Genomic DNA, 19,198 nt, shown 5'->3' with positions numbered 1-19,198 from the left:
ACGACCGCGCCAGGCGCCCGGTGAACCGCCCGTTCACCGGGCGCCTGGCGCGGTCGCCGTCACGCACCAAATCGGCCGCCACATTTCGGCACGGTTTCCGTTACGTCCGGGTGGATACGTAATGGTCAAGAATTGCACCCGAACACTTGTGGGACATCGCAAGGGCGCCGGATCATTGGCCGAATCCCGCCCCTCCCCACTACCCCGCAGGAGCCCCGGTGGCCGCTGGTCAGATCGCCTCCGAGCCGGCCGACACGCCGACCGCCGCTCAGACGGAACGGCAGAAGCTGCGCAAGCACTTCGGCCGTTTCGACATCCTGTTCTTCCTGCTCTGCACGATCGTCGGCGTGGACACGATCGGCACGGTCGCCTCGTCCGGCGCCGAGGCGTTCACCTGGCTCATCATCCTGGCCGCGGTGTTCTTCATCCCCTCCGCGCTGCTGATCGCGGAGCTCGGCGCCGCGTTCCCCGAGGAGGGCGGCCCGTACATCTGGACCAGCCGGGCCTTCGGCCGCCTCGCGGGCGCCGTCAACAACTTCCTGTACTGGATCACCAACCCGGTCTGGCTCGGCGGCACCCTCGCCGTCTCCGCCGTCACGGCGTTCACCACGTTCTTCAACGACGGCAAGGACCTCAGCACCCCCGCCTTCTACGTCTTCGCCCTCGTCTTCATCTGGGTCGGCGTCCTCGCCGCGATCCTCTCCTTCGACGTCGGCAAGTGGATCCCCACCATCGGCGCCTGGAGCCGCTTCGTCCTCCTCGGCCTCTTCACGATCACCGTCGTCATCTACGGCATCAAGCACGGCCTGCACGGCTTCGGCCCCGGCGACTTCTCCCCGACCTACGCGGGCTTCGTCGGCCTGGTCCCCGTCCTGATGTTCAACTACGTCGGCTTCGAACTCCCCAACACCGCCGGCGACGAGATGACCGACGCCCAGAAGGACGTCCCCTTCGCGATCTTCCGCAGCGCCGGCCTCGCCGTCCTCCTCTACGCCCTCCCCATCCTCGGCATCCTCCTCGTCCTCCCGGTCAAGGCCATCACCGGCCTCGGCGGCTTCCTGGACGCGATCCGCCAGGTCTTCACCGTCTACGGCGGTGACGTGGCCGCCGACGGCACCGTCACCAGCAGCGGCGCGGGCACGTTGCTCGGGGACATCGCCGCGGTGCTGTTCATCCTCACGGTGCTGTCCTCCGGCGTCACCTGGGTCATGGGCTCCGACCGCGCCCTCGCCGTCTCCGGCTACGACGGCGCCGCGCCCCGCTTCCTCGGCGTCATCTCCAGCCGCTTCGGCACTCCGGTCCGGGTCAACATCCTCAGCGGCCTGGTCTCGACCCTCGTCCTGGTCCTGGCCCACCAGCTCACCAACGGCAGCGCGGCGAAACTCTTCGGCGCCGTCCTCGGTCTCGCCGTGTCCACCACGCTGGTCAGCTACTTGGGCATCTTCCCGGCACTCGCGGTACTGCGTTACAAGGCCCCGGACGTCCCCCGCCCCTACAAGGCGCCCCTCCCCATCCTGCTCAGCGTGGTACTCACCGCGCTCATCGTGTTCGCGAGTGTGCAGCTGGTCGCGCCCGGTGCGGGCGACCACTGGTTCGGCGCCGACTACGCCCCGGACGGCTGGACCGAGGGGGAGCGCGGGCAGTACCTGCTGACGGAACTCGTCCCGCTCATCGGCTTCATGCTCCTCGGCGTCCTCTTCTGGGCCCTGGGCAAGCCGACCCGGACGGCCAACTCGGTCTCGCTCGCGAAGGAGTAGCGTTCCGGACGATCACCGGGAACCTACCCAAGGAACTGCCGTGCCCCTGCGCTGTGTCGTCCTCGACGACTACCAGAACGCGGCGACCGAACTAGCCGACTGGTCGCCGCTCAAGGACACCGTGGAGGTCGTGAGCCTGCGCGAACACCTCGACGACGAGGGCGAGTTGGCCGCCGCCCTCGCCACCGCCGACATCATCGTCACCCTGCGCGAACGCGTCCCCTTCCCCGCCTCGCTCCTCGCCCGGCTCCCCCGCCTGAAGCTGCTGATCGCCTCCGGCATGCGCAACACGGTCATCGACTACGCCGCCGCGAAGGCGCACGGCGTCACCGTGTGCGGCACGGCCAGCTCCTCGACCCCGCCCGTCGAACTGACCTGGGCGCTGCTGCTCGGCCTCGCCCGGGGAATCGTCGAGGAGGCCAACTCCCTGCGCGGCGGCGGCCCTTGGCAGCAGACGGTCGGCGCCGACCTGCACGGCCGTACCCTCGGGCTGCTCGGACTCGGCAAGATCGGCGGCCGGGTCGCACAGGTGGGCCTGGCCTTCGGCATGCGCGTCACCGCGTGGAGCCAGCACCTCACCGAGGAACGCGCGGACGAGGTCGGCGTACAACTCGCCGCGTCCAAGGAGGAGTTGCTCGCGGACAGCGACTTCGTCTCGGTCCATCTCGCCCTCGGCGACCGCACCCGCGGTCTCCTCGGCCCCGCCGAACTCGCCCTGCTCAAGCCCACCGCGTACCTGATCAACACCTCACGCGCGGCGATCGTCGACCAGGACGCCCTGCTCGCCGCGCTGCGCGAGGGCCGGTTCGCCGGCGCCGGTATCGACGTCTTCGACACCGAGCCCCTCCCCGCCGATCACCCGATGCGCACGGCCCCGCGCCTGCTCGCGACACCCCACCTCGGCTATGTGTCGCGGGCCAACTACACGACGTACTACAGCCAGGCGGTCGAGAACATCCAGGCCTACCTCGCGGGTTCGCCCGTACGGCAACTGCCGTAGAACCCAAGGCCCGTACGGCGGTTGACGCCGGACCCGCGCGTCAGGCCGCCGCTGCCGGCCGCCGGTAGATTCCCTCGCTCCGCCGCAAATGATGCAGATCCACCAGGTAGCGCCGGAGCGTCACATGGTCGACCTCGCCCTCGTCGCACCAGGCGCGCAGCTTCTCGTTGACCGTGCGCTCGGGGTACTCGACGCCCGGCGCGAAGGTCTGCTCGGCGATGTGCTGGAGCACCACCTGCTTGCGGGTCCACTGGGCGGGGAGGCGGATGAGGCGGCCGCCCCGGACGAAGGTCCGCAGGATCATGTCGGTGTGCTCGTCGCCGGTGACCGGGCCGGTCTCGGCCGGCTCGGCGTCCTCGCGGGCCAGCTTCTTGAACAGGTCGTAGTCGACGCGGAGTTCACCGTCGTCCATGGTCTTCACCACGCCCTGTTCGCGCAGCCGCAGCAGGGCGACGGCCGTGCCCCGCGGGGTCAGCCCCGCCACCTCGGCGACCTGCTCGGAGGTCTCGGCCCCCAGGGCCACCGCCGCGAAGGCGCGCACACGGTTCTGCTCGGCGAACAGACGGAACAGTTGGTCGGTTGCCATGCCCGGAGGTTAATGGACACCCACCCGTCGGGGCACCGGATTTCCGCCCGTCGAACATCCGCGCCCGGCGCTCGAAGTCGTGTTCAAAAAGAGTGATCCCCACGTCCACGCCGTTACCAGCCCTGCGCCGCCGCGTTGAACTCCAAGTGCGGCGGCGAGTCCTGCCGCCGCACTCATCGAACCAAAGGAGAACGTGATGTCTCGCATCGCGAAGGTGGCCGTCGTCGCCCTCGGCACGGGTGCCGTGGCGCTCGGTGGCGCCGGCCTGGCCATGGCGGACGCGGGCGCGCAGGGTGCGGCCGTCGGTTCGCCCGGCGTCCTGTCGGGCAACGTCGTGCAGGTCCCGGTCCACATCCCGGTCAACGTCTGCGGCAACACCATCAGCGTGATCGGCCTGCTGAACCCGGCCTTCGGCAACACCTGCGCCAACGTGAGCGGCCACGGCCACCCCGGCCACCCCGGCCCGGGCTACGGCGGCAACGGCTACGGCCACTGATTCGACCGCACGCTTTCGACCGCACACGCGGACGGACGTACGCGAAGAGCCCCGGCACCTCAGGCGCCGGGGCTCTCCCCATGTCCGCGGCCGGTCAGCCGTACCGATAGATGGTGCTGACGTCCTCCAGCTGCTCCGGCGTCACATCCCACGGCGGCAGCCGCTCCTGCCGTGCCACGACCCGCCCCTCCTGGTCGTCGCCCGCGCCCGGCGGCTTCGCCGGAAGGTAGCGGGCGCCGCGGTGCCTGCTCTGCCAGCGCGACCACTGCAGGTCGATGAAGGCGTGGTGCAGCCAGAACACGGGGTCGTTGACGGACGCGCCGCCGAGCATCACGCCGCCGACCCACTTGTGGACCCGGTTGTGGTTGCGCCAGGACGCGCTGCCGGCCCCGGTGCCCCACCCTTCGAGCCGGTTGCGGAACCCGGTGCGGCAGGTCGAGTCCCAGGGCGAGACGTCGTAGACGGGATCGGCGAGCGCCCCGTCCAGGTCGCTCTTCGTCGGCAGCTCGATGGGGGCGCCCGCTCGGCCCAAGTCCCTTGTGAGGTACGGCTCGTCGGTGATGTTCTCCGTGAGCTTCCACTTGCCCGCCGCGTAGGCGAACGGCCCGGTCGTCACCTGGTGGTCGGAGCGCCGCCCGGTGCCGCCGAGCAGGTCCTTGGTCCAGGGCGTGGAGGTCGCGGAGCGCTCGCGCGTCCAGTCCCAATAGGGCACCGTCACCGAGGAGTCGACCCGGCGCAGCGCCCGCTCCAGGTCCAGCAGGAACTGCCGGTGCCAGGGCAGGAAGGAGGGCGCCATGTGCGCCGAGCGCAGTCCGTACTCCCCGTCGGGCACGAAGAACTCGACGTGCGTGCGCACGAACTCGTCGTACTCGCCCCGCCGTTTGACCTCCAGCAGCGCCGCCACGAACCGCCGCTTCTCGGCGCTCGTGAGCGTGCTGACGTCCTTACGCGTGTACGCCATGGTCTCCCCCCATGTGCATCGGACCCTTCGCCTCGCTCAACTCCCGGCCCGGGCTCAGCTCGTCGACCGCCGCGCGGGTCGCCTCCAGCGCCGTCGGGTACGAGCGGTAGTGGTCGACCATGCTCAGCCAGGTGCCGTCCGCGCGCCGCATCAGATGCAGCGGCCGGCCGTCCACCGTGACCTGCCACCCGTCCTTCAGCACGCCGTGGATACGACGGCCCCGGTACGTCTCGTCGAAGGCGGTGTCCCCGGGGTCCTCGCCGGAGCGCGTGGGCCGCGAGGCCGCGACGACGGGCACAAGGGCCACGGCGAGCACGGCACCGAACGCCCCGCGCAGCGCCTCCCGCCGCGTCCTGCGCACCGGCCCGGGTCTGACCGGCTCCCGGCCCACGGGTACTCCACCGACGCTCACGCTCATGGCCCAACTCCCTCGTCCGGTACGGCTCGTTCGAGGGGCTAACCGTCCGGCGGCCCGTGCGGTCACCCTCCGCAGGGCTCGGGCAGACAGAAGGGCCCGGGTCGCACCACCCGGGCCCTCGTCCGCTCCGGCCCTGCGGCCGCCTTCGTTCTTCCCGCGCTACGTCCTAGAGGCCGGCGCCCGTGACCAGGTCCGCGCCCGGCACGGTCTGCAGCACCGGGGCCAGGACGCCCAGCTGGGGCGCCTTCAGGTCCGGGAGGCCGAAGTTGTCGGGGTTGGGCGGGGTCAGCGGCACGTCCAGCGCCAGGCCGGGGGCCATCGTGCGCAGGTCGGAGGCGGGCGTGCTGACGCCGACGTGGTCGAAGCCGTCGCCGAGGACGTGCGGCAGCGGAGCGCGCAGGCCGAGGCCGGGCAGGCCGCCGTGGACCGGGAGTTGGGGCACGGCCCGCTCCGGGATGAGCCGGCCCTCGACGTACCGCGGGCCCTCGGGCGAGCCCGGCATGGGCACGGGCACCTCCCCGCCCAGCTTGGGGAGTTCCATGCCGAGGGCGCTCTCCGCGCCCTCGAGCGGCACGGGTACGGGGACCGTGCCGATCGCGGCGGCAGGGGTCGCGACGGCGGCGCCGGTCGCGGCCGCCACGGCCGTGATGACGGCGGCGATGGTTCCTCGGGTGGTCGACTTCATCTCGAGTACGGTCCCTTTCGGAATTCGGAGGCTCTGCGTGCTGACCGGGTAACGAGGCCGGGCAGCGCATCAGTTCAAGATTCCCCCGGGTGCCGTAGTAGTCAGCTTTCCGGAATTCCCGTCGGCGGGCCGGAAGTTGCTTCCCGTCAGCGGGCCGGAACCGGCAATTCCCGCCCGCTGTCCGGTCGTCAGCCGCGCAGGCTGCGGGCGGGCAGGATGATGTGCGCGGCGGCGTTCAGGGTGTCCTCGGAGCCGGCGAACTCGGCCAGCGCCTCGGGGGTGACGGGCTTGCCCGGCTCGGCCTCGGGCCAGGGGCGGGTGGTGAACACCAGGTAGGCGAAGCCGCGTTCGCCGACGGCCGCGAGCCACTCGGGCGGCGGCACGCACTGGGCGTTGAGCTGCGGCATGTTGAGGACGGCCTGCCCGGACTCGACGAGCATGGTGATCGGCAGGCTGGGCTTGCTGGCGCCGTCGACGACGTTGCCGCCGACCGGGAGCCCGTTGTCGGTCAGCAGCCGTTCCACGGCGGCGGTGGCGGCCTCGGGGCCGTCCGCGGCGTCGCCCAGGGTGTAGGCGAGGAGGTAGGGCATGTCCCCGTCGGGGGCCTCGCCGCTCCACGCCAGGACGACGAGGGTACCGAGGTCGGCGACGCGGAAGGGGCGCGTTTCGCTTGAGGTTGAGGTCACCGCGCGACCTTATCGACGGGCCGGAAGGCCACCGGACGCGTTCTCACCCGTCCGGCCGATGGCGCGGGCACCCCGCCACACGAACGAGGGACGCCTCGCGACGCCCCTCGAACACCACCGGAGAGACTCAGCTCTGCAGCGGCAGACCACCGAGCAGCGGGTTGTGCTGGTTCAGCGCGGCGGTCGCACCCTTGAGGGTGTTGAGCGCGGAGCCCTTGTTCTCGGTGTCGAGCGCGTCCGACTGGTGCTGCAGCGGCATCACGTCGGCGGGCTGGAGCTGACCACTGGTGAGGGTGTTGACGGCGCCGGTGAGGCTGGTGGGCGTCACGTCGGCGGGGCTGTAGGCGAACGCGGGCGCGGCGGCACCGGCGATGGCGAGGGACCCGGCAACGACAGCGGCAGCCTTCAGGGACTTCATCGTGTTCCTTTCTTCGGCAACTCATGTCACCAGAGCGAATTCTGTCGCCGTGTGTAACGAGTTCCGGCCGGGGCGGAAACCCCGTGCGCAGAAACTTTCTGCTGCCCACCCGAATGCGGTGTGTGTCTCATCGGCGTTTCCCATCCTCATATGAAAAGGCCGTGGAACCGGAAAGACCGTCGGGCCGGCCCCCGTAAAGGGACCGGCCCGACGGCCGTTCTACGACTGCTCTACTACTGCTCTACGACTGCCTTGCGGCTGCTCGCGTCAGACGCCCGGAACCGCCGGAACCGCCGGTACCGCGGGCACGGCCGGAAGCGAGGACGTCGACGGCAGCGACGGCAGCGCGGGCAGACCGGGCAGGCTCGGTGCGGGCAGACCGCCGCCGAGCAGCGTGGCCGCGACCACGTTGACGAGGCCCGTCACCACACCGGTGACCGCCGGGACGACGCCTGCGACATCGCCGGAGGTGACCGCCGCGAGCAGCGTGGCGACCGCTTTCTGCAGGGAGGCGAGCGCGTCACCGGCGAGGTCGGCGGGCGCCTTGGCCTTGGAGTCGTCGGCGCTCTTGAGCGAGGGCAGCGCGGGCACGGCGGGAACCGCTGGGGCGGCGGGCACGGCAGGCGCTGCGGGGACCGCCGGTGCGGCCGGCGCCGCCGCGGTGATCTTGGCGACGGCCGCGGTGACCGCGTCGCCCAGCGTCTTCGCCTGGTCGGCGGAGAGCTGGCCGTTGTCGGCCTTGAGCGCCTGGGTCAGCAGGTCGGTGACGGGGGTGAGCACGCTGCCGAGGCCGCCGAGGCTCTTGACCGGGGCGAGCAGCGCGTCAGCGTTGGGGACCGGCGCGCTCGACGCGGCGTGGACGTGCTTCCGCGCCGAGTCGTTGTCGGCGGCGACGGCCGCGGGGCCGGCGATTCCGATCAGGACAGTGGCACAGAGCACGGAGGACGCGACGCGCCGTGCGGGCAGACCACGCATGGGTGTTTCCTTTCGGTGGTGCTTCGGATCTTGAGCCCACCGTGAAAGCGCTCACCACCATCTGCAACCGGTCGGACGCGCCGGGTGACCGCCCGTCAGCCGCCCGGTCGACGTCGTGCCTGGTGAGGGCCATGTCAAGACCGAAGCGCCGGACCGGGACGGCTACCGCCCATTCGGGGCAACACCCCCGAACGCCGACCGGCCGTCCCCCCGTGGAGACCCCACGGGAGAACGGCCGGACGAAGTGATGCGCGCGGACGTCAGTCGTTGACGCAGGTGTTGCCGAAGGCCGGGTTCAGCAGGCCGATGACGTTGACGGTGTTGCCGCAGACGTTGACCGGGATGTGGACCGGAACCTGGACGACGTTGCCGGACAGCACGCCCGGGGAGTGGGCGGCCGCGCCGTGCGCGTCGCTGTCGGCGGCGGCGATGCCGGCGGTGCCCGCCATGGCGGCGGCGGCAACGGAGGTCAGGACCAGGCCCTTCGCGATACGCGACATGGAGAGGTGCTCCTTGGGGTTGAAACAAACAGACGGGCGGGGATGCCCGGCGCTGTGTCAACGCGCGGCGCCCAAAGGGGTTGTGCCGCCAATGGGGTGATCTCCCGAGGGCCGAACTTCACCATTCCGACACACTTGTCGGGTTTCGCAGGATTAATACGGATAGCCACTAGAGTTGCGCACCTCCCGAAGTACCCCTATAGCCATCAGATCGCACATAGGGGCCGTACTTCCCGAAAGGGCATCTCCGGTCATGCGCAATTCCCTGGGTCCGCTGCTGCGCCGGGCGTCGACGGGCGCGCTCGCCCTCGTCTCGATCTGGGCCCCGGCCGCCTCCGGAGCATCCGCCCCGCCCGTCGAGGCCGAGCGCGTCCCGTTCGCCCAGCGCTATCACGCGCTCCAGCATGGCGGCATCGTCCGCGCGGCCAACACCTCCATCAGCTGCCGCGCGAACTCGGCCGCGTGCCCGGCCGTACGAGAGGGACAGGCCGCGGTCAACGGCGACTTCGACATGTTCTACGTAGACGTCGACCGCGACCCGAACACCTACAACTCCTCGCGCGCGGAGGTCCGGCTGCCCGAGGGCGCCCGGGCCACGTACGCGCGCCTGTACTGGGGCGGCAACCTCCGCGTGGGCGAGCAGAAGCCGCCCAAGGACAACGGCCGGGTGCTGATCGCGGAGCCCGGCGGCGAGTACAAGGCGGTGCTCGCGGACACGGTCGTAGGGCACCGGGTGGCGGGCGGCGCGGACGCGTTCCAGGCCTCCGCGGACGTCACGAAGCTGGTCCGGGAGAGCGGTTCGGGCCTCTACACCGTGGCCCAGGTCAACACCGCGATGGGCAAGTCGGCGGCCGGCGCGTGGGGCGGCTGGACCCTGGTGGTCGCGTACGAGAAGCCGCAGGAGCCGCTGCGCCGGCTGGAGTTGTGGGACGGCTTCGGCGCACTGGACTCCCGGACCGGCGCGGAGATCCGCATGCGCGGGGTGCGTGTGCCCGCGCACGCCGGGGGACGCGCGGGCGTGGTGGCGTACAACGGGGATCGCGGCCGCACCGGGGATTCGCTCACGCTCTCGACCGGTCGTACGAACGCCACCGCGCTCGGTGACGGCGCCAACCCCCGTGACGACGTGCTGAATTCCACGATCAGCGACCCGGCGGCGGCTCCTTCGGAGCGTGCGCCCGCGTATGCGAACACCCTCGGCTACGACTCCGATGTGTTCGATCTCGGGAAGGCGCTGCGTCCTGGCGGTGACCAGCTGGCCTTCCGGCTCGTTTCCCAGCGGGACGCGGCGTGGTTCGGGGCGCTCTTCGTCGCCGTCGACGCCCAGCAGTGAGGCGCGTTCCCGCCCGCAGTCCCGAGCGCCACCCGTGAGCGAGGAAACCGCGCAATGCACCAGCCAGCAACCGACCCTCGGCCACGGGTCCTGCACCTCGCCCAGCCCGTGGACGCCGGGGTCGCCCGTGTCGTCCTGGATCTGACGCGGGCCCAGCTCGCGTCCGGCCTGCACGTCACGGTCGCCTGCCCCGCCGGCGGCGGCCTCGCGGACGGGGCCCGGGCGCTCGGCGCCGACGTAAGCCTGTGGGAGGCGACCCGCTCGCCCGGTCCGGCGCTCGTCTCCGAGGTACGGCGGCTCGCCCGGGTGGTCGCGGAGGTGCGCCCCGACCTGGTGCACGCGCACAGCGCGAAGGCCGGACTCGCCGGACGTCTCGCCGTGCGGGGGCGGATCCCGACCGTGTTCCAGCCGCACGCCTGGTCGTTCGAGGCGGTCGGCGGGGTCACCGCCACGCTCGCCACCGGCTGGGAACGCTGGGGCGCGCGCTGGGCCACCCGGACGGTGTGCGTGAGCGAGGCGGAGCGCACGACCGGGCTGCGGGCCGGGGTCCGGGGCCGCTGGAGCGTGATCCCCAACGGCATCGACACCGAGCACTTCCACCCCGCGGCCGTCGACACCGTACGGGCCGGGATCGAGCAGCTCGCCGGGGTCGACCCGGCGGCTCCCCTGGTCGTCTGCGTCGGGCGGCTGTGCCGGCAGAAGGGCCAGGACGTCCTGCTGACGGCGTGGGACGAGGTGGTCCGGCGGGTGCCGAAGGCGCGGCTGGTGCTCGTCGGCGACGGGCCCGACCGGGCCGCACTGCGCCAACTCGCCCCGGATTCCGTCCTGTTCGCGGGTGCCGTCCCCGATGCCGTGCCCTGGTACCAGGCCGCCGACCTGGTGGTCCTGCCCTCGCGCTGGGAGGGCATGGCGCTGGCCCCGCTGGAGGCGATGGCCTGCGGGCGGCCCGTCGTCGTCACGGATGTCGCGGGCGCCCGCGAGAGCCTGCCGCCCGGGCTCGCCCCGCGCTGCCTGGTACCGGCCGACGAACCGGCGGTGCTGTCCGGGGCCGTCGCCGAGCTGCTGCTCGACCCGCTGCTGCGCGAGTCCCTCGGCCACCAGGGGCGCCGGTACGTCCAGTCCACGCACGACGTGCGGCACTCCGCCGAGGCGGTCGCGGAGGTCTATCGCGATCTCCTCGGCGGCAAACCCGTCGTGCCCACCGAGTGCAGGGAGTCCATCCACTCGTGACCGCGGAAAGCACCGTCCCCTCCCCCGGCGGACAGCCACGGGACCACGGATTCTCTAACGTCTCGGTCATCCCCCGCCGCACCGGCGGCGGTTTCCGGTTCCCGGTCCGCCGCCCGCCCGCCCGGCCGGCCTCACCGCTGCCGCTGCTCGGCGCGGACCTCACCGCCGCCCTGGTGGGCGCCCTCGCGCTCACCGGCAGCCAGCGCAGACCGCTCCTGGTGGCCCTGCTGATCGCCGGGTCGATACTGCTGCGCCCGAACCTTCCCGGGGCCGTACCCCGCGTCCTCGACGAACTCCCCGCCGTCTGCGGCCGGATCGCCGTCGCCTGGCTCGCCCTCGGCACCCTCACCGCGGCCTACGCCCCCGACCGCGCCCTCTCCCCGCGCACCCTGCTCCTGGGCTTCGCCCTTCAGTCGGCGGCGAGTTGCGTGGCCCGCGGCGCGGTGCACCGACGCCGCCGCAAGGCCCTCCTCAACCGCCCCCGCGCCGCCCTGGTGATCGGCCCGGCGGCGACCGCGCAACGCGTGGCGGCGGCGGTGCTGCGGCACCCGAAGTGCGGGATCGAGCCGATCGGCATCGTCGCCGAACACCCGGACGGCACCGAGGGGTTGCCCGTCCTGACCACCGGCGAGGAGGTCGAGCGGGCCCTCATCCAGAACGGCGTCCGGGCCGTCCTCACCGTGCATCCCTCGGTACGGTCCGAACGCGGGCCGCTGCTGCGGGCGTTGGCGGAGTCGGGCTGCGTGGTCTGGGAGGTCGACGCCGACTCACCCTCGTACGAGATGCGTGACCAGCTGGCCGGATTCGCCTGCCGCAGGCTGGAGTTGGGGTCGCGTCGGTCCGGCAGCTTCGGCAAGCGGGCACTGGACGTGCTGGCGTCCGGCACCCTGCTCCTCCTCGTCAGCCCGCTGCTGCTGGTGTGCGCGGTGGTCCTCCGTCTCACCGACGGGCGCGGTGTCGTCTTCCGCCAGGAGCGCATCGGCAAGGACGGCCGCCCCTTCACGCTGCTGAAGTTCCGCACGCACCGCCCGGTCGACGAGCACGAGGCGGCGACCCGCTGGAACATCGCGCGCGAGCCGCAGATGAGCCGCTTCTGCCGCTTCCTGCGCCAGACCTCGCTGGACGAACTGCTCCAGCTCTGGAACGTGTTCCGGGGCGACATGAGCCTGGTCGGCCCGCGCCCCGAACGCCCTTACTTCGTCGCCCAGTTCAGCCAGACCTACCCCGGCTACGCGGCCCGCCACCGGATGCAGACCGGCATCACCGGCCTCGCCCAGATCCACGGGCTGCGCGGCGACACCTCGATCGAGGACCGCTGCCGGTTCGACAACGCGTACATCGACAACTGGTCGCTGTGGCAGGACATCTGCATCCTGGCCCGCACGGTGACCGCGCTCGTACGTCCGACCGGGAGCTGAGCCGTGAACCACCGAGCCCGTATGAACGCCCCTGCCCTGCCCGTACGCCCGACGGGGAGCTGAACCGTGCCGCACCGCGTCCGCATGTTCGCCCCCGTCCTCCCGGTCATCGCCGTGATCGCCCTGCTCGGCCTGCCCCTCACCCCGGGCGCGGGCGGCGCGGGCCCGGCCGACGCGGTCTCCGGCCTGGTGGTGCTGTACTGCGGGATCCGGCTGCTCCGCGACCGCCGCCGCCCCCTGACCCCAACTGCCGTAGCGGTCATGGGACTTCCGGTCCTGGGCCTGTCGATCGCCGCGATGGGCGCGTCCTCCCCGGGCGCGGGCCTGAGCGGCCTGGGCCGCTACCTACAGATCTTCGTACTCGTCCCGGCCGCGGTCGTCCTCCTCATCCGCGACCGCCGCGACTTCCGCGTCCTGGCCTGGTCGTTCGTGTCCCTCGCGGTGTGGCAGGGGGCGATCGGCGTCAAGCAGTACGTCACCGCGACCGGCGCCTCGTACCAGGGCGAGGACATCCGCGCGGTGGGCACCTTCGGCCCGACCGACGTGATGGGCATGGCGACGGTGGTGTCCTTCGGCCTGATCTGCGCGCTGGCTCTCGCCCTGGGCCGAAATGACGTACGACAGCGGGCAGTTGCGACGTGTTGCGCCTTCGCCCTCCTGGTCCCCCTCGCCCTCTCCTTCAGCCGGGGCGCCTGGATCGCGACGGCCGCGACCTGCGCGGTGCTCCTGGCCCTGGCGGGCCTGCGCCGTGCCCTGAAGGTGGCGGCGGCGGTGACGGCGGCGGGCATCGTCCTGGTGGGCGGCTTCGGCGTCGGTACGGCGATGCTCCAGGAGCGGATCGACAGCATCACCCAAGTCACCAATGCCCCCGACCAGTCGGTGATCGACCGCTACACGATGTGGGCGGCGGCCACCGCGATGTGGCGCGAACACCCGCTGACCGGCGTCGGTTTGAAGGGCTTCCCCGAACACCGGGACGGCAACGCCTCGTTGGCCCTGTCCTCAGGCAGCGACACGGAGGGAGCAGGCGCGGCCTTCCTCAAGCAGCCCCTCCTCTCCCCCCACAACATGTACCTCCTGGTCCTCAGCGAACAGGGCCTGATCGGCCTGGTCACCCTGGCGGGCAGCTGGCTGGCCCTCCTGGTCTGCGCACTGCGCGGCCTCTTCCGGGTCCACCGCACCGAACTCCCGGGCCTGGACTGCGCGTTGGTCTCCACCGGCCTCCTGACCTGGCAGCTGATCGACTTCGTCTACGCGGACATCGGCGGCCCGTCAACAGTCCTCACGGCGGTGGTCTTCGGCTTGGCGGCGTGGTGGTCCTTGGTGGGCGCAAACGCGGAGGAGCAGCCACGCGTGGCGACTCCGGTACGCGCAACCCCCGAAGGGGCCATGTCCCAATGACGGTGACGGGCAACACCGAGCAGGGCAACCCCGTAAAGGGGCGCGGGGAACTGCGCGCCCAGCCCCCACGGCGCAGCACCCAAAAAACAACCGACACCACCCCCCTACTCCCACCGTCCCGCACCCCCGAAGACACCCCCACCCCAGACTCCCGCGGCTTCCTGGCCAAAGCCGCACTGATCACAGCCGCCCTCTCCATCACCGGCTCCCTCCTAGGCCTCGCACGAGACCAGGCCCTGGCCCGCCTCTTCGGCGCAGGCAGCGAAACAGACGCCTTCCTCATCGCCTGGACGATCCCGGAATTCGCCGCCACCCTCCTGATCGAGGACGGCCTCGCCTTCGCCCTGATCCCCGCGTTCAGCATGGCCCTAGCCCGCAGAGCCCAAGGCACCTCCGGCGACCCGGTCCGCACCCTGGTGGCAGCCACCCTCCCCCGCCTGACCCTGGCCTTCATCGCGGTATCGGCCCTCCTCATCGGCACAGCCCCTTACCTCGTCGAAGCCCTGGCCCCCGGCCTCCCCAACCCCGCCCTCGCCATCAGCTGCACCCGCATCACCGCAACCTGCGTCCTCAGCTTCGGCCTGGCCGGCTACTGCAGCGCGGCCCTCCGCGCCCACCGCCGCTTCGTGGCCCCGGCCGCGATTTACGTCGCGTACAACATCGGCATCATCGCCGGGATGTACGCCTTCGGCGCCCACTGGGGCGTCCGCTCGGCGGCCCTCGGCGTGGCCGGCGGCGGCGTCCTCATGGTGCTGACCCAACTCCCGGCCCTCTGGCGTCAGTTGACGAGCCACAAGCCCACCACCCCGGACGCAGACACCGGCCCCGCCGAACCCCGCCCGATGAACCTCGCCCTGATGGCCACCGTGCTGCTCTTCGCCCTGTGCCGTCAGTCCCAGGTCCTGATCGAACGCTTCCTCGCCTCGCACCTCCCCGCCGGCGCCATCTCGCACCTGAACTACGCGCAGAAGGTCGCCCAGATGCCGATGGTGCTCTCGCTGATGCTGTGCACGGTCACCTTCCCGGTGGTCGCGCGGGCACTGGCCGAGGGCGACACCGAGAAGGCCCGCAACCGCGTCGAGCGGGACCTCGCCCTCGCCGCCTGCCTGGTCCTGCTCGGCGCCGCCACGGTGATCGCCTGCGCCCCGCAGATCATCCAACTCCTGTTCCAGCGCGGCGCGTTCACCGCCCACGACACCGCCGCCACGGCCGGCGTGATGCGCGTGTACGCCCTCGGACTGCTCGGCCAGACCCTGGTCGGCGTCCTGGTCCGCTCCTACTTCTCGGCGGGCCGCCCCACCTGGTACCCGGTCGGCGCGATGGCCGCCGGCATCGTCGTGACCACCTGGATCGGCGCCTGGACGGTCGGCCCCTGGGGCGTCATCGGCATCGCCGTCGCCAACGCCACCGGCATCACCTTCACCGCCGTACTCCTGCTCTACGGATCGGGCCCGCGCAGTGTCCCGCTCCGCACCCGGCAGGTCCTGATCGAGCTCAGCCGGCCCGTGCGCGCGGCCGTGGTCGCCACAATCGCGGGGGCGTTCGTGGCCCACGCGCTGCCCTCGCCGCTGCTCGGTCTCACTGCCGGCTGCACGACCGTCACCGTCGTCTTCGTCCTGCTCGGCTGGGCCCTGGGCGCCCAGGGCTTCGCACCCGCACTGGAAACCGTACGCTCGATCACACGAAGGCTCATCCATGGCCGCTCCCGTTGATTCCCCGACCACCGGCAGACGCGCCACGGGCCCGGTCCCGTGGGTGGCGATGTACCACTCCGTAGGCGACTGCTCCGACGACCCCTACCGCATCACGGTCACCCCCGACCGCCTTGACCAGCAGCTGAGTTGGCTGCGCCGGCGCGGTCTGCGGGGCGTGTCCATGGCCGACCTGCTCGCCGCCCGCGCCCGGGGCGAGGGCCACGGTCTGGTCGGTCTCACCTTCGACGACGGCTACGCCGACTTCGTCACCAACGCCCTTCCCCTGCTGGCCCGTTGGGACTGCGGCGCCACCCTCTTCGTCCTCCCCGGCCGCCTCGGCGGCGACAACGCCTGGGACCCGCAGGGCCCCCGCAAGCCCCTCCTCACCGCCGACGGCATCCGCCAAGCCGCCGCCGAGGGTGTGGAGATCGGCTCGCACGGCCTCACCCACGTCGACCTCACCAAGGCCGACGACGACACCCTGCACGCCGAAGTCGCCGAAAGCCGTTCCAGACTCCAGGAGTTGCTCAACTCCCCTGTCGACGGCTTCTGTTACCCCTACGGCACGATCAACACCCGCGCGATGGACGCCGTCCGCGAGGCCGGTTACACCTACGCCTGCGCCATCGACCCCGGCGACCTCAACGGCCCGCACGCGCTCCCCCGCGTCCACATCGGCCAGAACGACACCGCCGTACGCCTCTTCCTCAAGTACCGGCTGCACCGCCTGCGCCGCCGCCCGGTGGAGGGGCTCGCATGAAGGCCCTGCACATCATCACCGGGCTCGGCGTCGGCGGCGCCGAGCAGCAACTGCGCCTGCTCATCCGCCACTTGCCGGTCGACTGCGACGTCGTGACGCTCACCAACCCGGGCGCGGTCGCCGACGGCCTGACCGCCGACGGGGTGCGCGTCCTCCACCTCGGCATGACCGGCAACCGCGACCTCGCCGCCCTCCCCCGCCTGGTCAGAATCATCCGCACCGGCCGCTACGACCTCGTCCACACCCACCTCTACCGCGCCTGCGTCTACGGCCGGCTCGCCGCCCGGATCGCGGGCGTGAAGGCCGTCGTCGCCACCGAACACTCCCTGGGCGACTCGCAGATGGAGGGCCGCGACCTCAGCACCGGGGTCCGCGCCCTGTACCTCGCCAGCGAGCGCCTGGGCCGCTCCACGGTCGCCGTGTCCCCCACGGTCGCCGAACGCCTCAAGCGCTGGGGCGTACCGGGCCCGCGCATCGAAGTCGTCCCGAACGGCATCGACCTGGACCGCTTCCGCTTCGACCCGGTCCAACGCCTGCGCACCCGCCAACGCCTCGGCCTCCCCGAGGGCGCGTACGTCATCGGCGGCATCGGCCGCCTCGCGGCAGGCAAACGCTTCGACGTGCTGATCCGGTCCCTCGCCCAACTCCCGGACGACTACTGGCTGTTGCTGGTCGGCGGCGGCACCGAGGAGAACCTCCTGCGCCGCACGGCCCACGACTGCGGGGTCGCCGACCGGGTGCTGTTCACCGGCGAACGCCCCTACACACCCGACGGCACCCCGGGCCCCGACCTGCCGTCCCTCACCGCCGCGATGGACCTGCTCGCCTCCCCGTCCCCCGAGGAGGCCTTCGGCCTGGCGGTCGTAGAGGGACTGGCATCCGGGCTGCCCGTGCTCTACGCCTCCTGCCCCGCCATCGAGGACCTCCCCCCGCAGGCCGCGGCCGCCGCCCGGCGCGTGCAGGGCGGACCCGAGGTCTTCGCCCGCGCGCTCGCGGCGGCCCGCGCGCAGGGCCCGCGGCCGCGCACCGCCCCGGACGCCGCCCACCACTACTGCATCACCCGCAGCGCCGCCCACCTCATGGACGTGTACGCGGCCGCGGTCTCCACCTCGTCGCCGTCCCCCGCACCCCAGGGAGCCAGTTCCTCATGACCGAGATCCGACAGCACCTCCCCCTCAGCCGCGCGAAAGCCCTCCCGGCCTGGACCCTCCTCGCGGCCGGCGCCGTGACCGGCGGCCTGCTCGGCGGCGCGTACGGCGTCGTCAAGAGCCCGACGTACACGGCGACCAGCTACGTCATCGCCGTCCCCACCGACAAGGCCGACTCCGCGACCGCGCTCGGCTTCGCGCAGGCCTACGGCCGGGTCGCCACCCAGCTCGCGGTGCTCGGGGACGCGCAGGTGTGGGCGGGCGTGCCGGTGAAGACGCTCCAGTCGAGCGTGCAGACGGCGACCTCGCCGGACGCGCCGATGGTCGCCGTCACGGCCACCTCCTCGCGCGCCGACCTCGCCGCCGACATGGCCAACGCCGTGTCCCGCTCGCTGACCGTGCACGCGAACGACGCGAAGGCCTCGACCCACGTCGAACTCCAGACCTTCGCCCGCGCCATCAGGCCCGCCGCACCCACCTCGGCCTCGGCCGCGGTGACCGGCCTGGTCGGCGCGAGCGCGGGCGGCCTCCTCGGCGGCCTGCTGCTGCTCGTCCGGCCCCGCCGTACGACCGACGAGACCGGCCGCCCCGCCTCCGTGCCCAGCCCGGCCACCGCGGCCGACGTCCTGTGACACCGGTGTACTCGGCCGAACTCGTCACCGACGCCCAGGAGTTCGCCGAACTCGCCCCGGCCTGGGGCCGGTTGTACCAGAAGTGCGGCGCGGCGACCCCGTTCCAGTCCCACGCCTGGCTGCACTCCTGGTGGCTGTCGTACGGCCGAACGGGCCGCCTGCGCCTGCTCGTTGTCCGCGACGGCCGCGAACTCGTCGCCGCGGCGCCCCTGATGCTCGTCCGCAGCCCGGTTCCCTCACTGGTCCCGCTCGGCGGCGCGATCTCCGACTATGGCGACGTCCTGCTGGACGACGACCACGGCGACCCGGCCGTCGCCGCGCTCACCGAGGGCCTCGCGGCCGCCGCCCGCACCGCGCTGATCGACTTCCGCGAGGTGCGCCCCGGCGGCGCGGTCGAGCGCGTCTACGACCGCTGGCGCGGCCCCCGTCGGCGCGTCCACGACTCCCTGTGCCTGGAACTGCCCGCCGTACCGATGGCCGAACTGGTCGCCCGTCTCCCCTCCTCCAAGGCCCAGCGCGTCCGCGCCAAGCTCCGCAAGCTGACCGCGCTGGGCGTGGAGCGGCACGTCGTACAGCCGGACGGGGTGGACTCCGCCCTGCGGCGGCTGCTGGAGCTGCATCAACTCCAGTGGCAGGGACGGAAGGTGACGTCCGAGCATCTCCAGACCCGGTTCTGCGAACACCTGGTCCGCTCGGTCGGGCCGATGGTGCGCTCCGGGGACGCCGTCGTCACCGAGTTCCGGCTGGACGAGGACGTGGTCGCCGTAGATCTGACGTTGTTGTCGCGGCGGCTCGCGGGGGGTTATCTCTACGGCGCGCATCCGCGGCTGCGGGAGCGGAAGGCGGATGTGGCGGTGATGCTGCTGGACGCGTGTGCCGAGCACACCGGCGCCGACGAGCCGCGCACGCTGAGCCTGCTGCGCGGGGACGAGCCGTACAAGCATCACTGGCGGCCCGAACCGGTCGTCAACCAGCGGCTGTTGCTGGCGCGGCGGCGGACGGCGCCGCTGATGTCGGCGGTCGTCTGCGATGTCGCCGCGCGCCGGCGGGGCAAGGTGCTCCTGCGGAAGTGGAAGGAACGCGGTGGCGACGGACCGTGA

Annotated in this window: 20 protein-coding genes; 12 read left to right on the top strand and 8 right to left on the bottom strand. The window is 72.2% G+C overall.

The window, feature by feature from the left end:
* The first annotated feature begins 218 nt into the window (after positions 1-218).
* Both OO69_RS33065 and OO69_RS33060 read left to right on the top strand, forming a co-directional pair.
* Complete coding sequence (locus tag OO69_RS33065) at positions 219-1,757, top strand: APC family permease (RefSeq protein WP_033284552.1); 1,539 nt, start codon at positions 219-221, stop codon at positions 1,755-1,757.
* Positions 1,758-1,797: 40 nt separating this feature from the next.
* A complete protein-coding gene (locus OO69_RS33060) occupies positions 1,798-2,757 on the top strand; it encodes a D-2-hydroxyacid dehydrogenase family protein (protein WP_033284551.1) in 960 nt (319 codons plus the stop codon).
* Positions 2,758-2,797: 40 nt separating this feature from the next.
* On the opposite strand, the gene OO69_RS33055 is transcribed toward OO69_RS33060, so the two are convergent.
* Positions 2,798-3,343: a DUF2087 domain-containing protein gene (locus OO69_RS33055; RefSeq protein WP_033284550.1), complete on the bottom strand. Its 546-nt coding sequence runs from the start codon at positions 3,341-3,343 to the stop codon at positions 2,798-2,800.
* A 196-nt stretch (positions 3,344-3,539) separates the two neighbouring features.
* On the opposite strand from OO69_RS33055, the gene OO69_RS33050 reads away from it, so the two are divergent.
* Entirely contained in the window at positions 3,540-3,839 is a 300-nt protein-coding gene (locus OO69_RS33050; RefSeq protein WP_033284549.1) for a chaplin, read from the top strand.
* Positions 3,840-3,933: 94 nt separating this feature from the next.
* On the opposite strand, the gene OO69_RS33045 is transcribed toward OO69_RS33050, so the two are convergent.
* From OO69_RS33045 to chpG, 7 genes are all read right to left on the bottom strand, one after another.
* On the bottom strand, positions 3,934-4,800 hold the full coding sequence (locus OO69_RS33045; RefSeq protein ID WP_033284548.1) for a tyrosinase family protein: 867 nt from the start codon (positions 4,798-4,800) through the stop codon (positions 3,934-3,936).
* Positions 4,784-5,218 (bottom strand): tyrosinase family oxidase copper chaperone, encoded by a 435-nt coding sequence (locus OO69_RS33040; protein WP_033284547.1) that lies wholly within the window; start codon positions 5,216-5,218, stop codon positions 4,784-4,786. Before OO69_RS33040 ends, OO69_RS33045 begins: the two co-directional genes overlap by 17 nt.
* 166 nt (positions 5,219-5,384) lie before the next feature.
* The gene (locus OO69_RS33035) at positions 5,385-5,903 is read right to left on the bottom strand and encodes a hypothetical protein (protein WP_033284546.1); all 519 of its coding nucleotides are present in this window, start codon (positions 5,901-5,903) and stop codon (positions 5,385-5,387) included.
* Between the two features lie 188 nt (positions 5,904-6,091).
* The gene (locus OO69_RS33030; protein WP_033284545.1) at positions 6,092-6,589 is read right to left on the bottom strand and encodes a DUF5949 family protein; all 498 of its coding nucleotides are present in this window, start codon (positions 6,587-6,589) and stop codon (positions 6,092-6,094) included.
* A gap of 127 nt (positions 6,590-6,716) precedes the next feature.
* Complete coding sequence (locus OO69_RS33025) at positions 6,717-7,007, bottom strand: hypothetical protein (RefSeq protein WP_033284544.1); 291 nt, start codon at positions 7,005-7,007, stop codon at positions 6,717-6,719.
* 267 nt (positions 7,008-7,274) lie between these two features.
* On the bottom strand, positions 7,275-7,982 hold the full coding sequence (locus OO69_RS33020) for a hypothetical protein (RefSeq protein ID WP_033284543.1): 708 nt from the start codon (positions 7,980-7,982) through the stop codon (positions 7,275-7,277).
* A 260-nt stretch (positions 7,983-8,242) separates the two neighbouring features.
* Entirely contained in the window at positions 8,243-8,482 is a 240-nt protein-coding gene (gene chpG / locus OO69_RS33015; protein ID WP_019065678.1) for a chaplin ChpG, read from the bottom strand.
* A gap of 253 nt (positions 8,483-8,735) precedes the next feature.
* Here chpG and OO69_RS33010 point away from each other — a divergent pair, with 253 nt between their 5' ends.
* The 9 genes from OO69_RS33010 (at position 8,736) to OO69_RS32970 (ending at position 19,198) form a co-directional block, all read left to right on the top strand.
* Positions 8,736-9,815 (top strand): hypothetical protein, encoded by a 1,080-nt coding sequence (locus tag OO69_RS33010; RefSeq protein WP_033284542.1) that lies wholly within the window; start codon positions 8,736-8,738, stop codon positions 9,813-9,815.
* A 54-nt stretch (positions 9,816-9,869) separates the two neighbouring features.
* Positions 9,870-11,045, top strand: coding sequence for a glycosyltransferase (locus tag OO69_RS33005; protein ID WP_033284541.1), 1,176 nt, complete (start codon positions 9,870-9,872; stop codon positions 11,043-11,045).
* Positions 11,042-12,463, top strand: coding sequence for an exopolysaccharide biosynthesis polyprenyl glycosylphosphotransferase (locus tag OO69_RS33000; RefSeq protein ID WP_033284540.1), 1,422 nt, complete (start codon positions 11,042-11,044; stop codon positions 12,461-12,463). The genes OO69_RS33005 and OO69_RS33000 overlap by 4 nt, the downstream gene beginning before the upstream one ends.
* 84 nt (positions 12,464-12,547) lie before the next feature.
* Positions 12,548-13,864: an O-antigen ligase family protein gene (locus OO69_RS32995; protein WP_051801349.1), complete on the top strand. Its 1,317-nt coding sequence runs from the start codon at positions 12,548-12,550 to the stop codon at positions 13,862-13,864.
* Positions 13,861-15,576: a murein biosynthesis integral membrane protein MurJ gene (murJ, locus tag OO69_RS32990; protein WP_078652671.1), complete on the top strand. Its 1,716-nt coding sequence runs from the start codon at positions 13,861-13,863 to the stop codon at positions 15,574-15,576. Before OO69_RS32995 ends, murJ begins: the two co-directional genes overlap by 4 nt.
* Positions 15,560-16,318, top strand: coding sequence for a polysaccharide deacetylase family protein (locus tag OO69_RS32985; protein ID WP_033284539.1), 759 nt, complete (start codon positions 15,560-15,562; stop codon positions 16,316-16,318). Before murJ ends, OO69_RS32985 begins: the two co-directional genes overlap by 17 nt.
* Entirely contained in the window at positions 16,315-17,469 is a 1,155-nt protein-coding gene (locus tag OO69_RS32980) for a glycosyltransferase (RefSeq protein WP_033284538.1), read from the top strand. The genes OO69_RS32985 and OO69_RS32980 overlap by 4 nt, the downstream gene beginning before the upstream one ends.
* Positions 17,466-18,098 (top strand): LPS biosynthesis protein, encoded by a 633-nt coding sequence (locus OO69_RS32975; protein WP_033284537.1) that lies wholly within the window; start codon positions 17,466-17,468, stop codon positions 18,096-18,098. The genes OO69_RS32980 and OO69_RS32975 overlap by 4 nt, the downstream gene beginning before the upstream one ends.
* A gap of 5 nt (positions 18,099-18,103) precedes the next feature.
* Positions 18,104-19,198 carry a GNAT family N-acetyltransferase gene (locus OO69_RS32970; protein WP_033284536.1) on the top strand — a complete coding sequence of 365 codons (1,095 nt, stop codon included), beginning with the start codon at positions 18,104-18,106 and terminating at the stop codon, positions 19,196-19,198.

Source organism: Streptomyces sp. NRRL F-525 (assembly GCF_000716605.1).
Lineage (GTDB): Bacteria > Actinomycetota > Actinomycetes > Streptomycetales > Streptomycetaceae > Streptomyces.
This window is presented reverse-complemented; position numbering and strand designations above follow the sequence as displayed.